Raw genomic sequence first — 16,936 nt, 5'->3', positions numbered from 1 at the left:
CATTGTCGCTTGGGGACAGTATCAAGGCACGACAAACAAGGGTGGCAAGTGCATGTTCCTGATTACAGAAAACGGTCGCAAAGTGGCCATCAGCCATGCGCGCCGCGATGCCCTGTTGCGTGATGTGCGCGCGCATCTGGACACCATGACCGGCTTTCGCCTCGCCACGGTCAACCTCGACCACCTTGTACAGATCGCCAGCAACAACGTCTTTGCCGACGCCTATGCCCAACACGATATTGTCGTGGCCGACGGGCGGCCCATTCGCTGGATGTCACAATTGGCTGGCCAGCCTGTCGAGGTCATCACAGGTTCGGACCTGATTGTGCCGCTGTCCCGTCAGGCAGCACAGGCCGGTCGCAGTATCGCCATGATCGGCAGCAGCGACGCCGCGCTGAGCGGCGCGGAGGCGCATCTGCGCGCGCATGTGCCCGACCTCACGGTGGCCTATCGCCACGCGCCCGCCATGGGGTTTGATGTGGACAGTGACGCCGCCGGTGACATTCTGCGCGATCTTGAGGCCTCGGGCGCGGGGCTGTGCTTTTTGGCCTTTGGCGCGCCCAAACAGGAACGTCTGGCCGCACGCGCCGCACTGCTGGCCCCTTCGGTGGGGATGGTGTCGATTGGTGCGGGGCTGGATTTTCTGGCCGGTCACCAGACACGCGCCCCGCGCATCCTGCGCATTCTGGCGCTGGAATGGCTGTGGCGCGCCGCCACCAGTCCCGCGCGCATGGTGCCACGCTATGCCAAATGTTTCGCGATCCTGCCCGGGCTGATGTGGCGGGCGTGGCGGGCGCGCTAGGCTACTTGTATTCGATCAGCCCGCCGCGCCGTTTGCGCAGGCGGTCCAGATAGTAACGCAGTGCGCCGCCGCCTTCGGCAAACTTGCCCAAGACTGTGAACAGCGCCCAGGACCAATCGCCACTGCGCCATGCCAGCCGCAACACCTGCACCGGATAGGCCAGCGCCAGCAGCGCCAGCGGACACCAGACCAGCGCCCCCAACACGATCCCCAGGGGCAGCAACACGCCCCAGACCAGCGCGCGCCGCGTTTCTGTTACCCAATGACGCTCTGGCGGTGCACCATGGCGCGCGGCCCCCTGGGCGAAAGCATAGCCGGCCCTGCGGGTGCGCCGCCACCATTGGCCAAAGCTGTGGATGTTCGCATCGTGCAGGGTCATTTCAGCGTCCAGCCGCCACACGCCCCACCCCGCCGCGCGCAGGCGCAGGCACAAGTCGGGCTCTTCTCCGGCGATCAACGCAGGGTCAAAGCCGTCAACGTCAGCAAGCGCCGCACGGCGCATCAGCGCGTCGCCACCACAGGCAAGGGCGGCCCCAACCGGCGTGTTCCATTCGATATCGCACAGACGGTTGTAGACGCTGGCGGCGGCATCGGTCTCGCGGCGCCGCCCACAGACGACGGCGCAGGCAGGATCAGCTTGCAGATGCGCCAGTGCTGCGGCCACCCAACCGGGTTGAACCCTGCAATCGCCGTCGATGAACTGCACAAAATCGGCGCGACACAGCGCCAGCCCCGCATTGCGCGCCCGCGCCGCCGTGAAGGGCTGCGACAGGTCCAGCGGCACAACCTCGGCCCCCGCCTGCGTCGCCGCCTGGACGCTGCCATCGGTGCTGCCGCTGTCGACATAGATGATCCGCCCCACCTGCCCTTGCAAAGACGCAAGACAGGCGATCAGGCGCGCGCCCTCGTTGCGCCCGATCACAACCGCATCGACCTGCGCAGTCATGGGGCCGCGCCGAACAATGCCGGGGCCATCTGGTTCACGAACGCGCCCGAGCGGGCATAATCTTGCAGCACCCCGAACGCATTGCGGGAAATCCGCTGACGTGCCGCCGTGTCATCCAAAAGCCACTGCAAACGCTTGGAAAAATCAGACAGGTCCCATTTGACCGGCACATAGGTTTCGTCCCGAACAAAGATGTCAGGCGCGGTGTCTACATGGGCCATGTCCTGTTTCAGCAGCACCGAACCGCAGACAATCGCCTCGTAGTCACGCCAGCAGACCTCGCCGTAGCCAAAGGCGCTGAAACAGACCTTGGAGGCGCGGATTTCACGCATGAAACGGGCGTGGCCAATGCCAATGCCCGTCACACTGTTGACCCCCTCAAGCGCATTCACCGCATCCACGCAGGCCTGCCGCATGGTGGCATACCAGGGAGAACCGTTTACCGCGATACGGGCATGCAGGTCCAGCGGACGCGCGCCCTGTGGCAGACGCCCCCGATCAAAGGCTGGCAGCATGAAATCCGCGGTCATGAACGACGGGCCAAGGTGCAGCTTGTCCATAAAGCCGTCGGGAATGGCAAAGCGCTGTTCTTCGTGGTCCAGATCATGCCTGCGGCCGTAATAATCCATCAGGGATGTGTCGCCAAAAGTCGGCTGCCCATACAGGCCGCGATCCCGCAACAGATGTTTGGACACATAGGCATCAACCAGCGGCCCCACCCGCGCGGCAAGACGCAGGTCGGTCGGCGCGAACCAATCCAGATAGACCAGCCGCGCCGTCGGATTGCCTGCGCGAATGCGCCCGACCAAATCGTTAAGTGCGGCATCGGAAATATCAAAATAGGTTTGGAAACAGATGGTTGTTGCTTCGCCCAACGCTACCGGATCCAGATCCTGTTCGACCGGGTGTTCGCGTATGTCGGCATCCATCTGGTCGCGGAATGCCTTGGCATAATAGTGGAACCCGAAAATCTGGCTTTGCGGAATCGGATGATCGACGCTGAGCAGCAGCACCTTGTGCGTCGCCGTCGCGTCAAAGGGCCGGCGAAATGCCCCTGCGCGTTTGCGTCGGTGCAGCGTTCGGGCCAGCCGCAGTTTCACCTCCCCGATCATGCGCCACCTGACGGAATTGCGTCCGAAACCAGCTGTTTCGGGCGCGCGGCCTCAAGCTGGGCCGCAATGTCCAGCAGCTGTGTCGCGCGCGCCGCATCCAGCCCGTCAAGGCAAAGCGTGTGCAGGCGCAACATCGTATCCGGCCCGCGTTTCAGTTGCGGCGGCGGACGCAGGAACGCGCGGCGGTGTTGCCTGGCCTCTGCGCCCAACGACGCGGTGATGCGCATGACATCGGCAACGCTGCGCAGCTTGTGCATCACCCCACCACTGCGCGCTGCGGGCGCAGGGAAACCGGCGGCAAAGGGGATATCGGCAAAATCGGGATAGGCGGTGGCAATCACGTCGTCATGCAGCAACTGGTCGCGCGTCACGCTATAGGGCAGCGACAGGCAGAAATCGGCAAAGTCGCGGTCCAGATAGGGGCAGAACACCGGACTGGCGGGCGACAGAATGGCCTGCGGCACAAAATTGATCTCGCGGCGGGTGCGGTGGTACATCCAGAACATCTGGTAAGGATCTGGTGCATTGGCATATTTGCGCACGGCGCTTGCGATGTATTCATGCACCTCGTCATCCTGTCCGGGCGACAGGATCGGCCCCGCGCCCTGCCCCCAAACGCCTTCGGAAATCACCCGCGCATGGCCCGAGGTCAGTCCGCGCGCAATGCCGGTAAAGTCGTCCTTTTCCGCCAGTCGGAAGAACGCCTCGGCGTCGTCATCGGGGTTGGTCAGAATATCGCCCGCAACCCCGTCAAAAGACGCGCCGCCCGCCGCCATCATATAGTCGTGCAAGGGCATCATCTGCGCATGTTCATCCGAACACAGGCTGGTCATCAACACCGCGCGCAATGCATCTGCCAGACGCGGGCGTGCGTGGCCCAGAACGTCGTGCGCAACACCGGCCCGCGTGGCAATGGCGCGTGCGGCCAATGCTTCGCCGTTCATGGCAGCGCCGTTGTGATGAAAGGTCACACAGGCCTGCGGCTGCCGGCCCTGATGCAGCATCTCAAGCAGAATGTGGCGCGAATCCCGCCCGCCGCTGAGCGGCAGGAACAGCGGGCCGTCCCATGCAGACAAAACACGCTGCATGGATTGGCGAAAGTAATGGGTCATCCCGTCAACCGCATCGGCGCGGGTGATGGTTTGCGCTTTGGGCATCACCACGTCGCCAGAGATCTGCGCCGCGCCTCCCTGCCACGTCAACCGCCCGTTGGGCGGCAGCGTTCGGATGTGCTTCAGGGGCGTGTCGTCATTGATAAACACACCGATCCGGTGAAACACGGCGAGTGCGCGGGTGTCGGGCGTTGTGTCGGCACCCGCCGCCACCAGCGCCAGCAGCGACGGTGAAATGCCCAGTTCATCGCCCTTTTGATAGACGAACAGGCTGTGAAATCCGTGTCTGTCCACATTGGCGTTCAGCGTGGAACCGTCCCAGTCCCATGCCGCATGCAGCCGACCGACCGTATCAGGCAGCGCTGGCCCCGACCGCCATGACGCCTGCCCCGTTTGCGCAACACCTGCACCTTGCCTGGTCAACCACAACAGTGGCACGCCGTGACTTGTCAATTCCATGACGACGCGCGCCCTTTCTGTTTGGGCCCAATGCATTGCCCCGGATGATCTGAAAACCTGAGGATCATAAAAGCAGACAGCCTGCCCGGCTGCAATGGCATAGCCAAGCAAGCGGGCTCGCTGGGTCGATCCGTGGTTCGATGTTTCAAAGTCAGTGAAAAAATGGTGCGGGTGAAGGGACTCGAACCCCCACGCCAAAGGCGCCAGAACCTAAATCTGGTGCGTCTACCAATTCCGCCACACCCGCACAGGCGCTTTGCACTGCAAGCGCTGGCGCGTCAGATAGCAAAGCCGCGCACAATAGGCGAGACCAAAAATGCCACAGCGCGGTGCGGAAAATTTTACTGGTAATTTTCTGGCGACATTAACCGATTGTTGGGCTACATTGTTGTCAACCTTGAGGCAGGTTGCAAAAGAGAGAGACGCCCATGAAACCGAAAACGGTCGGGCGCGTCGATAGCGGACAAGCTCCGCAACTGCGCGCAGAAATCATTCACGTCGGCCTGGCGGCCGGTACAATCCTTCTGACATCAGACGGCGAAATTCCGGTGGAATATCTGTCGCCGGGTGACCGGATCATCACCCGCAACGCGGGTCTGGTGACGCTGAAAGCGGTTGCCAGCACGCGGGCGCAAGCGGCCGCTGTCGCCATTGCCGCCGGATCGCTTGGGCAGATGCGCCCCCAAAGCAACGTGATCCTGCCCGCCGCCCAACAGGTGCTGATCCGCGACTGGCGCGCCAAGGCGCTGGCGGGGGCTGCGCAGGCGGTGTTGCCCGCGGGATGCCTGATTGACGGCGAATTCATCACCGATCTGGGTCTGCGCAATATGTTGCTGGTCCAGTTGGGTTTTGATGCGCCGCATGTGGTATATGCCGACGGGTTGGAACTGTCGGTGCCGGCCATGGTTCCGGTACGGGAAATGGCCGCCTGAAAGGCTTTACCGCTCCAGATCGCGCAACACTGCCGGAAGGCATTCCGGCAAATCTTCGGCAATTAAGCCGGGGCCGAACTGAAGTGCACAAGACACATGCAGCCATGTACCGGCCTTAGCGGCCTCGAATGGTGCGTAGCCGCGCGCCAGCAGCCCTGTGATGATCCCCGCCAGCACGTCCCCTGCCCCCGCCGTGGCCAGCCAGGGGGCCGCGCGCGGTCCTGTTGCGCTGTGTCGCGCGCAGGTGCCATCGGGAAGCGCGATCACGGTTTCGGCCCCCTTGAACAGCACCACGGCCCCCGACTGCACGGCGGCTTTGCGGGTGGCGTCTCGTTTCGCGTCAAGGGATGCATCCGGTCCCGGCCCATCGGCAAGAGTGTCAAACAGACGCTTGAATTCACCACCATGCGGGGTCAGCACACAGCCCGAATGCAGGAGTTGCATCAACGTGGCATCACGCGCAATCAGGGTCAGCGCGTCGGCGTCCAGCAGGCATGCGCGCCGGCTTTGCAGCACCACGCGCACCAGATCAGCGGCATGGGCGTTCAAGCCCAACCCCGGCCCGATACAAAGCGCGTTCAGACGAGAGTCGTCCAGCACTGTACGCAGGGCATTCGCGTCGCGCAGCCGGCGCAGCATGATCGCGGTTACCTGAACCGCCACCTCCATCTGTGCCGTGGGGGGCACGCCCAGCGTCACCAACCCAGCCCCCACGCGCAACGCCGCGCGCGCGGCCAACCGTGCCGCCCCGGTGCGCCCCGCCCCGCCGGACAGCACCAGCGCGTGCCCGTGATCGAATTTGTGACCCTGAGCTTTGCCAAGGTCGGGCAAGCTGTCGCGGGTGATCAATTGCGTTGACATCAAGGGAGCCTCCGGCAGGGATATTTGGCGCCAAAAGAAATCATCACCGCCGCCGCCCTGAAAACGCGAGTCGGGTGGATTGGCGGCGCATCGCGCCACTTTTTCTTAAACTGCATATTATTTCATCACTTCGCACAAAAAATGCCCTCTTGATTTCCAAAACCGCCGCGCGCTCTTGCATTCCGGTCGCCCCTCATAGACGCATCATACGCAAAATGGTCTGACGCCCAACGATACCATGCAAAGGGAGGCCCGCATGAAGAAGATCGAAGCCATCATCAAGCCATTCAAGCTCGATGAAGTCAAAGAGGCCCTCCAGGACGTGGGCGTGCAAGGCCTGAGCGTGATTGAAGTCAAAGGCTTCGGGCGCCAGAAGGGGCACACGGAGCTTTACCGTGGCGCTGAATATGTGGTCGATTTCCTGCCGAAGGTGAAAGTCGAAGTGGTTCTGGACGACGATCAGGTCGACGGCGCCATCGCGGCCATTGTCGATGCGGCCAAGACCGAAAAGATTGGCGACGGCAAGATTTTTGTCACTTCCGTCGAACAAGCCATCCGCATCCGCACCGGTGAATCCGGTTCGGACGCGCTGTAAACGTACAATTTCTGCACAAGAAGGACAGACACACATGGGAAACAAAGTTCTCGACATGATCAAGGATGAAGGCGCCGAATACGTCGACATCCGTTTTACCGACCCGCGTGGCAAATTGCAGCACGTGACCCTGATCGCCGATCAGGTCGACGAGGATTTCCTCGAAGAAGGCTTTATGTTCGACGGCTCGTCGATCGAAGGCTGGAAGTCGATCGAAGCGTCGGACATGAAGCTGATGGTCGATCTGGACAGCGCTTATGTTGATCCCTTCTATGCTGAAAAAACCATCTGCGTGCATTGCTCGGTGGTTGAGCCCGACACCGGCGAAGCCTACGAGCGTGACCCGCGCGGCACGGCCCTGAAAGCCGAAGCCTACCTGAAGTCTTCGGGTATCGGCGATGTGGCCTATATGGGCCCCGAGGCTGAATTCTTCCTGTTCGACGACGTGCGTTACCAGGTTTCGATGAACAAAGTGTCGTATCAGGTGGACGCGTCCGACGCGGCCTGGAACACCGACACCGAATACGAAATGGGCAACATGGGCCACCGCCCCGGCGTCAAGGGCGGCTATTTCCCTGTGAACCCCACCGACGAAGCGCAAGACCTGCGCTCGGAAATGCTGTCGACGATGAAACGTCTGGGCATGAAGGTCGACAAGCACCACCACGAGGTTGCGTCGTGCCAGCACGAGCTGGGCCTGATCTTTGACAGCCTGACCAAACAGGCCGACGAGCTGCAGAAATACAAATACGTGATCCACAACGTGGCCCACGCCTATGGCAAGTCCGCAACCTTCATGCCGAAACCCATCGCGGGCGACAACGGCACCGGCATGCACGTGAACATGTCGATCTGGAAAGACGGCAAGCCCCTGTTCGCAGGCGACAAATACGCCGACCTGAGCCAGGAAGCGCTGTATTTCATCGGCGGCATCCTGTCCCACGCCAAAGCGTTGAACGCCTTCACCAACCCCGGCACCAACAGCTACAAGCGTCTGATCCCCGGTTTCGAAGCGCCCGTTCTGCGCGCCTATTCGGCCCGCAACCGTTCGGGTTGCGTGCGTATTCCGTGGACAGAAAGCCCCAAAGCCAAGCGCGTCGAAGCCCGTTTCCCCGATCCGTCGGCGAACCCCTACCTGTGCTTTGCGGCCCTGCTGATGGCCGGCCTTGACGGCATCCAGAACAAGATCGATCCCGGCGAAGCCATGGACAAGAACCTGTACGACCTGCCCGCAGAAGAGCTGGCCGGCATCCCCACGGTTTGCGGATCGCTGCGCGAAGCCCTGGAAGAGCTGGAAAAAGACATGGACTTCCTGCTGGCAGGTGACGTGTTCACCCGCGACCAGATTGCAGGCTATGTCGATCTGAAAATGGAAGAAGTGCACCGTTACGAACACACGCCCCACCCGGTCGAGTTCGCAATGTACTACTCCTGCTGATCGGACTGCGGGCGTTGCCCCGCATCCGCAAGACTTTGGAAAAGGCGTCCCGTTGCGGGCGCCTTTTTCTTTTAGGCTGGCCAAAGGACTGCCATGCGGCGCTATTATCGCGCGCACGGGTGGCTTTTCCCATTTCAGGCCAAGCTCTGCCGCAATCTTGCCGCTTCGCTGTGTCAACCTGCCGTTGAACGTCCCATGCCAAGCGGAGACACCATGGCGGATACATTGCCAATGCACACGGATGTGCTTGCATCAGCCCATGCGCTGAGTGCGCGCGCCGTGCGGTGCGAATTTGATGATCTGGCCGCGAAGGTGAATGCGGCGATCAAAGATACCGGACTGTCGCTGGGTGCCGTTCCAGACCAGCCCAAGGGTCAGGCGCTGTTCGGCCACCCGCGTGTGCATCTGTCGATAGTCACCCACCGCCGCAAGCTGCCGCGTAATGTGCTTGCCGGTGCTTTGGCCAGCCCCATCACCAAGGCGCGGCTTGCCGATTATGACCAGCTGTTCGCCGCCCATTCCGGCTATGTCACGCTGGACGTGGGCCATGGCGCTGCACCCGGTGAGACAACCAGTGAACCCCTGCCGCTTGTGCTGCGTCTGCGGGTGCTCAAGGCTGCGCTGGATGCATTGATTGACACCGTGCCGGTGTCGCTGGTGCATTGGGTGCAATCGGATATGGTCTTTGTGCCCGCCGAACTGGCGCTGTGGCAGGGCAGAGATCTGCCGTTTTCGCTGGTGATCCATCCCCTGCCCCGTCCCGCGCGCGCTGACATTGATGGCGCTGCCCGTTTGGGCATGGTTGCAGGGTATTCCGAACATCTGCTGGGCAAGACGCTGCATCTCGATCCCCTGCCGCGCGATCAGGCGGCAGGATTTCGCCAGATGGTGTCGATGCTGAATGAACATCACGAGGGCCGCATCCGGCTGGCGCATGGCGACAGTCTGGAACTGAGCGATGGCACGCTTTTGCATGTGCGCCACGAAAAAGCAGGCTCTGCCGACAAGCCGGGCCGCATTTGCATTGGCCTGACGCCACCACAGGCGCGGGTCGCCACCGCCACCGATGCCGACGGGTTCGAAGACCGCCTGTCGCGTCTCAGTAGCGGGACGCGCGGCAAGAACCGCTTGGCCATCGACATTCAGGACAAGGTCGCGCAAGACGCCCGCCCGCGCAAAAACCTGCTGTCGCGCTTGATGTTTCCGCTGATGGTGCGCGGCGTGGTGGTGCCCGCCGTTTTGCTGGTGCTTTATTACACGTTCGCAACCACGCCCCGGCCCGTGTCTTTGGCCACGGCTTTGCCACAGCCCGAAACGGTGCAGCAGCGCGCACTCGACCGCGGAGGCAACCCCGCGCAAGGAACCGCGCAACCATAGGGTGCCGCAGGGACCAAACGCTTTACGCGTTGTGGGGAATGCGGCAATACTGGGCTGTCCTTTATTGATACCGGGAAGATTTTTTCATGTCATTTCGTACCATTGCCCAATCCCTCGCCCTGTCGGTTGCCACTGTTGTCACCCTGACGCCTGCGGTTCATGCCGCGAACTGCGGAAACACCGCCTCGGGGTTTGAGGCGTGGAAACGCGAATTTGCAGCCGAAGCACAGCGCGCCGGTGTGCAACAACGCGGACTGGATGCGCTGGCGCAGGCCCGCTACGCCTCGTCGACCATCGCGGCGGACCGCAACCAGAAGTCTTTCAAATATACGCTTTCGAAATTCATGCAGATCCGTGGGGCCGATACGATTGTGGCCCAGGGGCGCAAACGCAAAGCAAAAAGCCCTTCGTTCTATCAATCGCTTGAGGCCCAGTACGGCGTGCCGGCAGGGGTTATTATTGCCATTCACGGCATGGAAACCGCCTTTGGCGGGTTCATGGGCGATTCTTCCGTGGTCTCGGCCATCACCACGCTGACCTATGACTGCCGCCGCTCGGCGTTTTTCCAGCCCCATGCGATCGGGGCGTTGATGCTGGTGGACCGGGGTGCGATCAATGGCGCGACCAAAGGTGCCAAACACGGCGAGCTGGGCCACACGCAATTCCTGCCCGGCAATGCGCTGAAATACGGCGTGGACGCCAATGGCGACGGGCGGGTGGATTTCTATAATCAGGCCGACGCACTGGCGTCGACTGCGAATTTCCTGCGCTCGAAGGGCTGGCAACCCGGTCAGGGCTATCAGGAAGGCCAGCCGAACTTTGCGGTGATCAAGCAATGGAACGCGGCCACAGTCTATCAGCAAGCCATCGCGATCATGGGCGCGCGCATCGACGGCTGATGCATCGGTGCCGCAGCAAGGGCTGAATACGCCGGCCTATCGCCGAAAGACTTGAAATTAACCCACCCCTGCGCCATATCCGGCGCAAGGGTCCAGGGCCCCTGCCGCCTGCATGTGGTGAAGCCTTGGCGAATATGTCCCGTCTGATCCCCTTTTGATCGCATCGGACACCGGCAATGCAGGCACCCGGCACCACCTTGCGATCCTGACAGGATTGAAGACATGGATACCTCTCTTCCCTCGCGCGATGCGCTCAAGGCACAGGCCAGGCGTTTGCGCGCCGATCTGGCGGCCATCGGCACGCCGATTACCCACGCGCAGGCGTTGGAAACACTTGCCCACCAATGGGGGGCGCGTGACTGGAACACGCTGTCGGCCCGGTTGGGCAATGATGCGCCTGCGGGGTTTGCCCCCGGCATGGGCGTTTCGGGCCGCTATCTGGGCCAGCACTTTACCGGACAGGTCAAAGCGGCGCGGATGATGGCACACGGGCACTGGCAGCTGACGCTGCGCTTTGACCGGCCTGTCGATGTGGTGACCTCGCAGCATTTCAGCAACTTTCGCCAACAGGTGAACTGTACGGTGGATGCCAGCGGTGCCAGCCCCCGCAAGACCTCGGACGGTCAGCCGCAGATGGTCATCGACATGGGCTAGCTGGCCGCGTCTTTGTCCACATCCTCAGCGCGCATCAGATAGGTGTGGATGGCAAAGACCACCGTGCGCGACTGCGGCAGCCGCAGCAGCGTCTGGCGTTCCGACCGGAAATACCCCGCGCCGTCGCGTTGGCGGCGCGGTTCGGTGACGCTGCGGGGTTGGTGCAGCTCGGGGTCGACATACCACAGCCCGTTAAAGCGCCACAGCGGGCGGTCCGGCTGGATGCCGTCAAACAACCGCTGCACCCGTTTGGCGATGTTGTCGTCATAGCTATCTACGGGCGTATGGATTGCTACCAGCGGCTGCCCCGCCTTTTCGTCCAGCCGCCAGCTGGCCGGAAAGCACAGCACCGCACCGGTCAGCACATGTTCATCGCCGCGTTTGTCCAGCAGCACGAAATCACATTGCACCAACCGCCCCAGCGTCGCCATCGGGTTGGCATGGTCCACCGTCACGCGCCGGCCATCAGGACAAAGGACCACCGCGCCCGCTTGTTCAAAACCCAGGTCCGGCAACAGGGTCAGCACCATGTCCAACAGTTCCGATGCGGCAGCCCGCGCCTGCGGTTCCAGATACAACACTTCGCCGGCTTTGCTGTCCAACAGTTCACTGCGGCGCGCCATCTGCCCGGCATAGGCTTCGTCGACACGCAGCCACGGCTCTTTGACCGGCTGGATACCGGGCAAGGCGCGTGTGCTGACATCATAGGGGATCGAGTGGTGCAAAACGGTCATGCGCCATGGCTAGCGCTGCGCAAAGACGGGGGCAAGAGCACAGTTGACGGGCCAAAAGCGCCGTTTACGTCGCAAACCAGCAACCAAACCCCGCAAAACCCCGCAAGGCTGGCATCAGAGACAAAAGGTGCTGCCATGAACATACACCAGCGTGATACCCGCAAGATCGACCCAACGCGCGGCCCCCTGCTGGGGGACAATTCACCCAACGATGCTGACCGGATCGAAATCGGCCCCACGCAGCTGGCCTTTGCCGAATGGGCCGCCGCAGGGTTGGAGCTGCCCGACCTGCACCAAATGCGCCGCCACCGCTGGCAAAGGCTGACGCACCACATCGTCGCGCGTGGCTATGACGGGTTGCTGATGTTCGACCCGCTGAACATCCGCTATGCCACCGACAGCACCAACATGCAGCTTTGGAACACCCACAACCCGTTTCGCGCGGTGCTGCTGTGCGCCGACGGCTACATGGTGATCTGGGATTACAAGAATTCGCCATTTCTCAGCCGGTTCAACCCGCTGGTGCGCGAACAACGCGCGGGGGCAGATCTGTTTTATTTCGACCGGGGAGACAGGATTGACCTGGCCGCCGATGTCTTTTCCAACGAGGTGCGCATCCTGCTGGCCGAACACGGTGGCGGTACGCGGCGGCTGGCGGTGGACAAGATCATGTTGCACGGACTGCGCGCGCTTGAGGCACAGGGACTGTGCATCATGGACGGGGAAGAGGTCACCGAGAAATCGCGCGCTGTCAAAGGCCCTGACGAGATCAAGGCAATGCGTTGTGCATCACATGCCTGCGAGGTGGCGGTACGTGCAATGGAGGATTTCGCGCGCAGCCATGTGGGAGACGGGCACACCTGCGAAGATGATGTTTGGGCGGTGCTGCACGCCGAAAACATCCGCCGTGGCGGCGAATGGATCGAAACGCGGCTGCTGTCATCGGGGCCGCGCACGAACCCGTGGTTTCAGGAATGCGGCCCGCGCGTGATCCAGCCAAACGAGATCGTCAGCTTTGACACGGATCTGGTTGGCTCATACGGCATTTGCGTCGATATCTCACGCAGTTGGTGGATTGGTGATGCCGCCCCGCCAGCCGACATGGTCTATGCGATGCAGCATGCGCACGACCACATCATGACCAACATGCAAATGCTGAAACCCGGTGTGATGATCCCCGATCTGACCGCCAATGCGCATCGGCTGGACGACAGGTTTCAGGCGCAGAAATACGGCTGTTTGATGCACGGCGTCGGCCTGTGTGATGAATGGCCGCTGGTTGCATACCCTGACAAGGCGGTGCCGGGAGCATTCGACTATCCGCTGGAGGCCGGCATGGTGCTATGTGTCGAGGCGGCCGTGGGCGAAGTGGGCGGTGCCTTTACCATCAAGCTGGAGGATCAGGTGCTGATCACCGAGGACGGGTTCGAGAACCTGACGACATATCCTTTTGATTCTGCGCTGATGGGCTGCCGGTGAAAAAACGGCGCCCGTTTGGGAACGCATCGTTCAAATGGAACCGGCACGGATCAGCCGCGCACGCGGTCGATCAGCTTCCAGAGGGTGGGTAGCAGCACAGCCGCCAGTGCCAGCTTAACGGCATCGCCCGGCAAGAACGGGATCAGCCCCCAGGCAAGGATCGGTTTGTCCCAGCCATAGAGTTGCCCCAGCCATGTCAGCCCCGGCAGATAAATCGCAACATTGGCGATCAACATCGCCAGCGCCATCCAGCCAATGGACCGGCCCCAACCGCGATTGGCCAGAAAGCCCAGAATGACGGTGGCCAGAACATAGCCCACCAGATAGCCGCCCGAGCTGCCCAGCATATAGTTCAGACCATAGGTCTGCGCTGATGACCCCGCAAACACGTCCAGGCCCAACGCACCGACAGCCAGATAGCCAAGGATCGTCACCAAACCCAGTTGCGCGCCATAGGCGGCGCCCACAAGCAACACCGCAAACGTGCTCATGGTGATCGGAACCGGCCACATCGGCACGTGAACTTTTGCCGCAACTGCAAGCAACAAGATTCCGCCGGCAACCATGATCACCTGCCGCGCGCGCAGTGTCAGCTTGTCCTCTGATTCAAGAAGATCACTTAGTACTCTGTTCTGCATTGCTTTTTCCACGCGACAGCCCCACTTGCTGTGGCAAGCTTCGCCCCTCTCTATAGAAGGGGTCAAGGTTTCTACAAGCGCGAAATTCCCCGTAAGCTGGCATTCTCAGACGCCGTGTAGCGGGTGACCATTCGGTAGGATTTTCGCGGCCCGTTTACCCGCCATGTTACAGTGAAAACGGGCCATGCGGTAAAATCATACGTCCCGTCGTACTGGTCAGGTGCGCACCAATGACCCGTCTCGCCGCCTGTCGGGGGGACGCGGTGAAACGGGCGTCCGTCCGCGAAATAGACGTGCAGATCGTCGTCCCAGACATAGACCTGCTGCCCGACCATCGGCGCGCTGTCGTTGATGCGCAATGTCCCCTCTTCGACACAGCGCAAGCGGTCGCCGTCCGGGAGCCACCGGGCCGTTCCTGAAAACTGTGCTGTGGTTCCATCGTCCTGCACAATCCGGCGTTCCAACTGCCAGAGACCTGCGAAATCGTTCAGGGTGCGTGCGGATACTGTCAAGGCAGCTATTGTCACTCGAAAGGTTGTGATGCGTCGCGGCGCAGTTTATGAGCCGCAGCAACTGCTGAACAGTCATGAAAAGGTGCGCCCATGATCCCACGTTATTCCCGTCCCGATATGGTTGCGATCTGGGAACCAGCAACCAAGTTCAAAATCTGGTACGAAATCGAAGCCCACGCCTGCGATGCAATGGCCGATCTGGGCGTGATCCCGCGTGAAAACGCCGATGCCGTCTGGAAGGCCAAGGACGTGGAATTCGACGTGGCCCGCATTGACGAGATCGAAGCGGTCACCAAACATGACGTGATCGCGTTCCTGACCCATCTGGCCGAACATGTGGGCAGCGACGAGGCGCGCTTTGTGCATCAGGGGATGACATCGTCTGACGTGCTGGACACCTGCCTGAACGTGCAACTTGTCCGCGCCGCCGACATCCTGCTGGCCGATCTGGATGCCCTGCTGGCCGCCCTGAAAAAGCGCGCGCTTGAGCATAAGAACACCGTGCGCGTGGGCCGCAGCCACGGCATTCACGCCGAACCCACCACGATGGGCCTGACGTTCGCGCGCTTCTACGCCGAGATGGACCGCAACCGCGACCGCCTGAAAGCGGCGCGCGCCGAGATTGCGACCGGTGCGATTTCCGGTGCCGTCGGCACGTTCGCCAACATCGACCCGGCGGTCGAAGAGCACGTCTGCGCTAAGCTGGGCCTGACGCCCGAGCCGATCAGCACACAGGTGATCCCGCGCGACCGTCACGCGATGTTCTTTGCGGTGCTGGGCGTCATCGCCTCGTCCATCGAAAACGTCGCCATCGAAATCCGCCACATGCAGCGCACCGAAGTGCTGGAAGGCGCGGAATTCTTCTCGATGGGTCAGAAGGGATCGTCCGCGATGCCGCACAAGAAGAACCCCGTTCTGACCGAGAACCTGACCGGCCTTGCCCGTCTGGTGCGCATGTCGGTGATCCCCGCGATGGAAAACGTAGCGCTTTGGCACGAGCGTGACATTTCACACAGCTCGGTCGAGCGCGCGATTGGGCCTGACACGACCATCACGCTGGACTTTGCGCTGGCGCGGCTGACAGGCGTGATCGACAAGATGCTGATTTTCCCGCAGAACATGCTGGACAACATGAACAAATTCCCCGGCCTGGTGATGAGCCAGCGGGTGTTGCTGGCCCTGACACAGGCCGGTGTCAGCCGCGAGGATGCCTATGCCATGGTGCAACGCAATGCGCTGAAGGTCTGGGAAGAGCGGGTCGATTTCCGCGAACAGCTGCTGGCCGACGCCGATGTGGTCGCCGCACTGGGCGCCGATGCGATCAACGAGAAATTCGACATGGATTACCACACCAAACACGTCGACACGATCTTTGCCCGCGTTTTCGGCGACTGATCGCCTTTGACACAGGCGCGACGGATTATTGATTAGGTCCGTCGCGCGCTTTGTCGTATCCTGATTGCCATCAGACACTATGGTACATTTGGCAATCAAGGAGACGAACAGATGAAAATCACAGGTATCGCCGCCACGCTGGCACTTGTATTGGCCCCCGTTTTCGCTGTGGCCGAAGGCTGTGGCGGGATGAAAGAGCAACAGGCAATGTCCTGCGCTGACGGGTCAAATTTTGACCACGCAACAGGCACCTGCATTCCCGTCAGCACCTGAAACGCCGTTCACGACCTGTTGAACGCAAAAACATCTCGTGTTTTTGGAAAATGCGCTATTTAGTTCCGAGTATTCAAACCGGGAGTATTATTGATGCGTGTTACCCTTCTGGCTGCGGCCCTTACCCTGCCCTTGTGCGTGACTGCGCCGCTGTATGCGGCTGGCGGTGGCAACGAGACTGCCCCAAAGCCGACCCAGACCAGCAAGGATTGCAAGGGCGTGCGGGTCTGGGACGAAGAAAAACAGCGCTGCGTCAAGCCCAAGGAATCGCGGCTGGACGACGACCAGTTGTATCAGGCGGTGCGCGAACTGGCCTATGCGGGGCGCTATGAAGACGCCCAAGGGGTGCTGGACGCCATGTCCGACCAGTCGGACGACCGCGTGCTGACCTATCGCGGCTTTACCGCGCGCAAGCTGGGCCAGGTCGACGTGGCGATGGTGTTTTATCAGCAGGCGTTGGATGCCAACCCCGACAACCTGTTGGCACGCAGCTATATGGGTCAGGGTCTGGTGGCGCAGGGCGACACCGTTGCGGCGCTGACGCAATTGCGCGAGATCAACGCGCGCGGCGGGGCCGACACATGGGCGGCAAAATCGCTGCGCTCGGCCATCGAAACCGGTGTGACCTATAACTACTGAACCATGTGCGACGCCGGAAGACTTTGACCTTGGCGCCATGAACTGACCCAGAACGGGAGACCGGACCTTCGCGCAGATC

General features: G+C 61.6%; 18 protein-coding genes and 1 tRNA gene. 11 read left to right on the top strand and 8 right to left on the bottom strand.

All coding sequences use genetic code 11. The features are described from left to right. The first annotated feature begins 52 nt into the window (after window positions 1-52). The gene (locus DSM107133_RS07575) at window positions 53-802 is read left to right on the top strand and encodes a WecB/TagA/CpsF family glycosyltransferase (protein ID WP_114294825.1); all 750 of its coding nucleotides are present in this window, start codon (window positions 53-55) and stop codon (window positions 800-802) included. Window position 803: 1 nt separating this feature from the next. Here the strand turns inward: DSM107133_RS07575 and DSM107133_RS07570 are convergent, their stop codons facing one another. The 4 genes from DSM107133_RS07570 to DSM107133_RS07555 form a co-directional block, all read right to left on the bottom strand. Beyond that, a complete protein-coding gene (locus DSM107133_RS07570) occupies window positions 804-1,748 on the bottom strand; it encodes a glycosyltransferase (RefSeq protein ID WP_114294826.1) in 945 nt (314 codons plus the stop codon). Continuing rightward, on the bottom strand, window positions 1,745-2,860 hold the full coding sequence (locus DSM107133_RS07565; protein WP_114294827.1) for a glycosyltransferase family 1 protein: 1,116 nt from the start codon (window positions 2,858-2,860) through the stop codon (window positions 1,745-1,747). Before DSM107133_RS07565 ends, DSM107133_RS07570 begins: the two co-directional genes overlap by 4 nt. After that, window positions 2,857-4,431, bottom strand: a complete 1,575-nt coding sequence (locus DSM107133_RS07560; RefSeq protein WP_114294828.1) for a hypothetical protein — start codon at window positions 4,429-4,431, stop codon at window positions 2,857-2,859. Before DSM107133_RS07560 ends, DSM107133_RS07565 begins: the two co-directional genes overlap by 4 nt. A gap of 163 nt (window positions 4,432-4,594) precedes the next feature. Next, window positions 4,595-4,678, bottom strand: a tRNA-Leu gene (locus tag DSM107133_RS07555). 181 nt (window positions 4,679-4,859) lie between these two features. Between DSM107133_RS07555 and DSM107133_RS07550 the strand changes: the two genes are divergently transcribed. Next, complete coding sequence (locus DSM107133_RS07550; RefSeq protein ID WP_114294829.1) at window positions 4,860-5,363, top strand: Hint domain-containing protein; 504 nt, start codon at window positions 4,860-4,862, stop codon at window positions 5,361-5,363. Between the two features lie 6 nt (window positions 5,364-5,369). Here the strand turns inward: DSM107133_RS07550 and DSM107133_RS07545 are convergent, their stop codons facing one another. Continuing rightward, entirely contained in the window at window positions 5,370-6,224 is an 855-nt protein-coding gene (locus DSM107133_RS07545; RefSeq protein ID WP_114294891.1) for an NAD(P)H-hydrate dehydratase, read from the bottom strand. Window positions 6,225-6,480: 256 nt separating this feature from the next. On the opposite strand from DSM107133_RS07545, the gene DSM107133_RS07540 reads away from it, so the two are divergent. The 5 genes from DSM107133_RS07540 to DSM107133_RS07520 all read left to right on the top strand — a co-directional run bounded on the left by DSM107133_RS07540 (window position 6,481) and on the right by DSM107133_RS07520 (window position 11,187). Further along, window positions 6,481-6,819 (top strand): P-II family nitrogen regulator, encoded by a 339-nt coding sequence (locus DSM107133_RS07540; RefSeq protein WP_028957987.1) that lies wholly within the window; start codon window positions 6,481-6,483, stop codon window positions 6,817-6,819. Window positions 6,820-6,853: 34 nt separating this feature from the next. Continuing rightward, a complete protein-coding gene (gene glnA, locus DSM107133_RS07535) occupies window positions 6,854-8,257 on the top strand; it encodes a type I glutamate--ammonia ligase (protein ID WP_114294830.1) in 1,404 nt (467 codons plus the stop codon). 213 nt (window positions 8,258-8,470) lie between these two features. Then, the gene (locus tag DSM107133_RS07530; RefSeq protein ID WP_162792127.1) at window positions 8,471-9,634 is read left to right on the top strand and encodes a hypothetical protein; all 1,164 of its coding nucleotides are present in this window, start codon (window positions 8,471-8,473) and stop codon (window positions 9,632-9,634) included. Window positions 9,635-9,720: 86 nt separating this feature from the next. Then, entirely contained in the window at window positions 9,721-10,533 is an 813-nt protein-coding gene (locus DSM107133_RS07525; protein ID WP_114294832.1) for a lytic murein transglycosylase, read from the top strand. Between the two features lie 222 nt (window positions 10,534-10,755). Continuing rightward, on the top strand, window positions 10,756-11,187 hold the full coding sequence (locus tag DSM107133_RS07520; RefSeq protein ID WP_114294833.1) for a glyoxalase superfamily protein: 432 nt from the start codon (window positions 10,756-10,758) through the stop codon (window positions 11,185-11,187). Here the strand turns inward: DSM107133_RS07520 and DSM107133_RS07515 are convergent. Beyond that, the gene (locus DSM107133_RS07515; protein WP_114294834.1) at window positions 11,184-11,921 is read right to left on the bottom strand and encodes a DUF3445 domain-containing protein; all 738 of its coding nucleotides are present in this window, start codon (window positions 11,919-11,921) and stop codon (window positions 11,184-11,186) included. The two genes, DSM107133_RS07520 and DSM107133_RS07515, sit on opposite strands and share 4 nt — an antisense overlap. Before the next feature lie 135 nt (window positions 11,922-12,056). On the opposite strand from DSM107133_RS07515, the gene dddP reads away from it, so the two are divergent. After that, window positions 12,057-13,400 (top strand): dimethylsulfonioproprionate lyase DddP, encoded by a 1,344-nt coding sequence (dddP, locus tag DSM107133_RS07510; RefSeq protein ID WP_114294835.1) that lies wholly within the window; start codon window positions 12,057-12,059, stop codon window positions 13,398-13,400. A 50-nt stretch (window positions 13,401-13,450) separates the two neighbouring features. On the opposite strand, the gene DSM107133_RS07505 is transcribed toward dddP, so the two are convergent. Further along, window positions 13,451-14,038, bottom strand: a complete 588-nt coding sequence (locus DSM107133_RS07505) for a biotin transporter BioY (RefSeq protein WP_114294836.1) — start codon at window positions 14,036-14,038, stop codon at window positions 13,451-13,453. Between the two features lie 71 nt (window positions 14,039-14,109). Next, window positions 14,110-14,550 (bottom strand): DUF6314 family protein, encoded by a 441-nt coding sequence (locus DSM107133_RS07500; RefSeq protein ID WP_240310630.1) that lies wholly within the window; start codon window positions 14,548-14,550, stop codon window positions 14,110-14,112. 90 nt (window positions 14,551-14,640) lie between these two features. On the opposite strand from DSM107133_RS07500, the gene purB reads away from it, so the two are divergent. The 3 genes from purB (at window position 14,641) to DSM107133_RS07485 (ending at window position 16,857) form a co-directional block, all read left to right on the top strand. Continuing rightward, entirely contained in the window at window positions 14,641-15,945 is a 1,305-nt protein-coding gene (gene purB, locus DSM107133_RS07495) for an adenylosuccinate lyase (protein WP_028957999.1), read from the top strand. 111 nt (window positions 15,946-16,056) lie between these two features. Beyond that, window positions 16,057-16,218 (top strand): hypothetical protein, encoded by a 162-nt coding sequence (locus DSM107133_RS07490; RefSeq protein ID WP_205387880.1) that lies wholly within the window; start codon window positions 16,057-16,059, stop codon window positions 16,216-16,218. 93 nt (window positions 16,219-16,311) lie between these two features. Further along, window positions 16,312-16,857 carry a tetratricopeptide repeat protein gene (locus tag DSM107133_RS07485; RefSeq protein WP_114294837.1) on the top strand — a complete coding sequence of 182 codons (546 nt, stop codon included), beginning with the start codon at window positions 16,312-16,314 and terminating at the stop codon, window positions 16,855-16,857. The last annotated feature ends 79 nt before the right edge of the window (window positions 16,858-16,936 follow it).

The organism is Pseudosulfitobacter sp. DSM 107133 (genome assembly GCF_022788695.1).
GTDB lineage: Bacteria > Pseudomonadota > Alphaproteobacteria > Rhodobacterales > Rhodobacteraceae > Pseudosulfitobacter.
The sequence above is the reverse complement of the archived record's forward strand: the minus strand, read 5'-3'. Positions and strand labels throughout refer to the sequence as shown.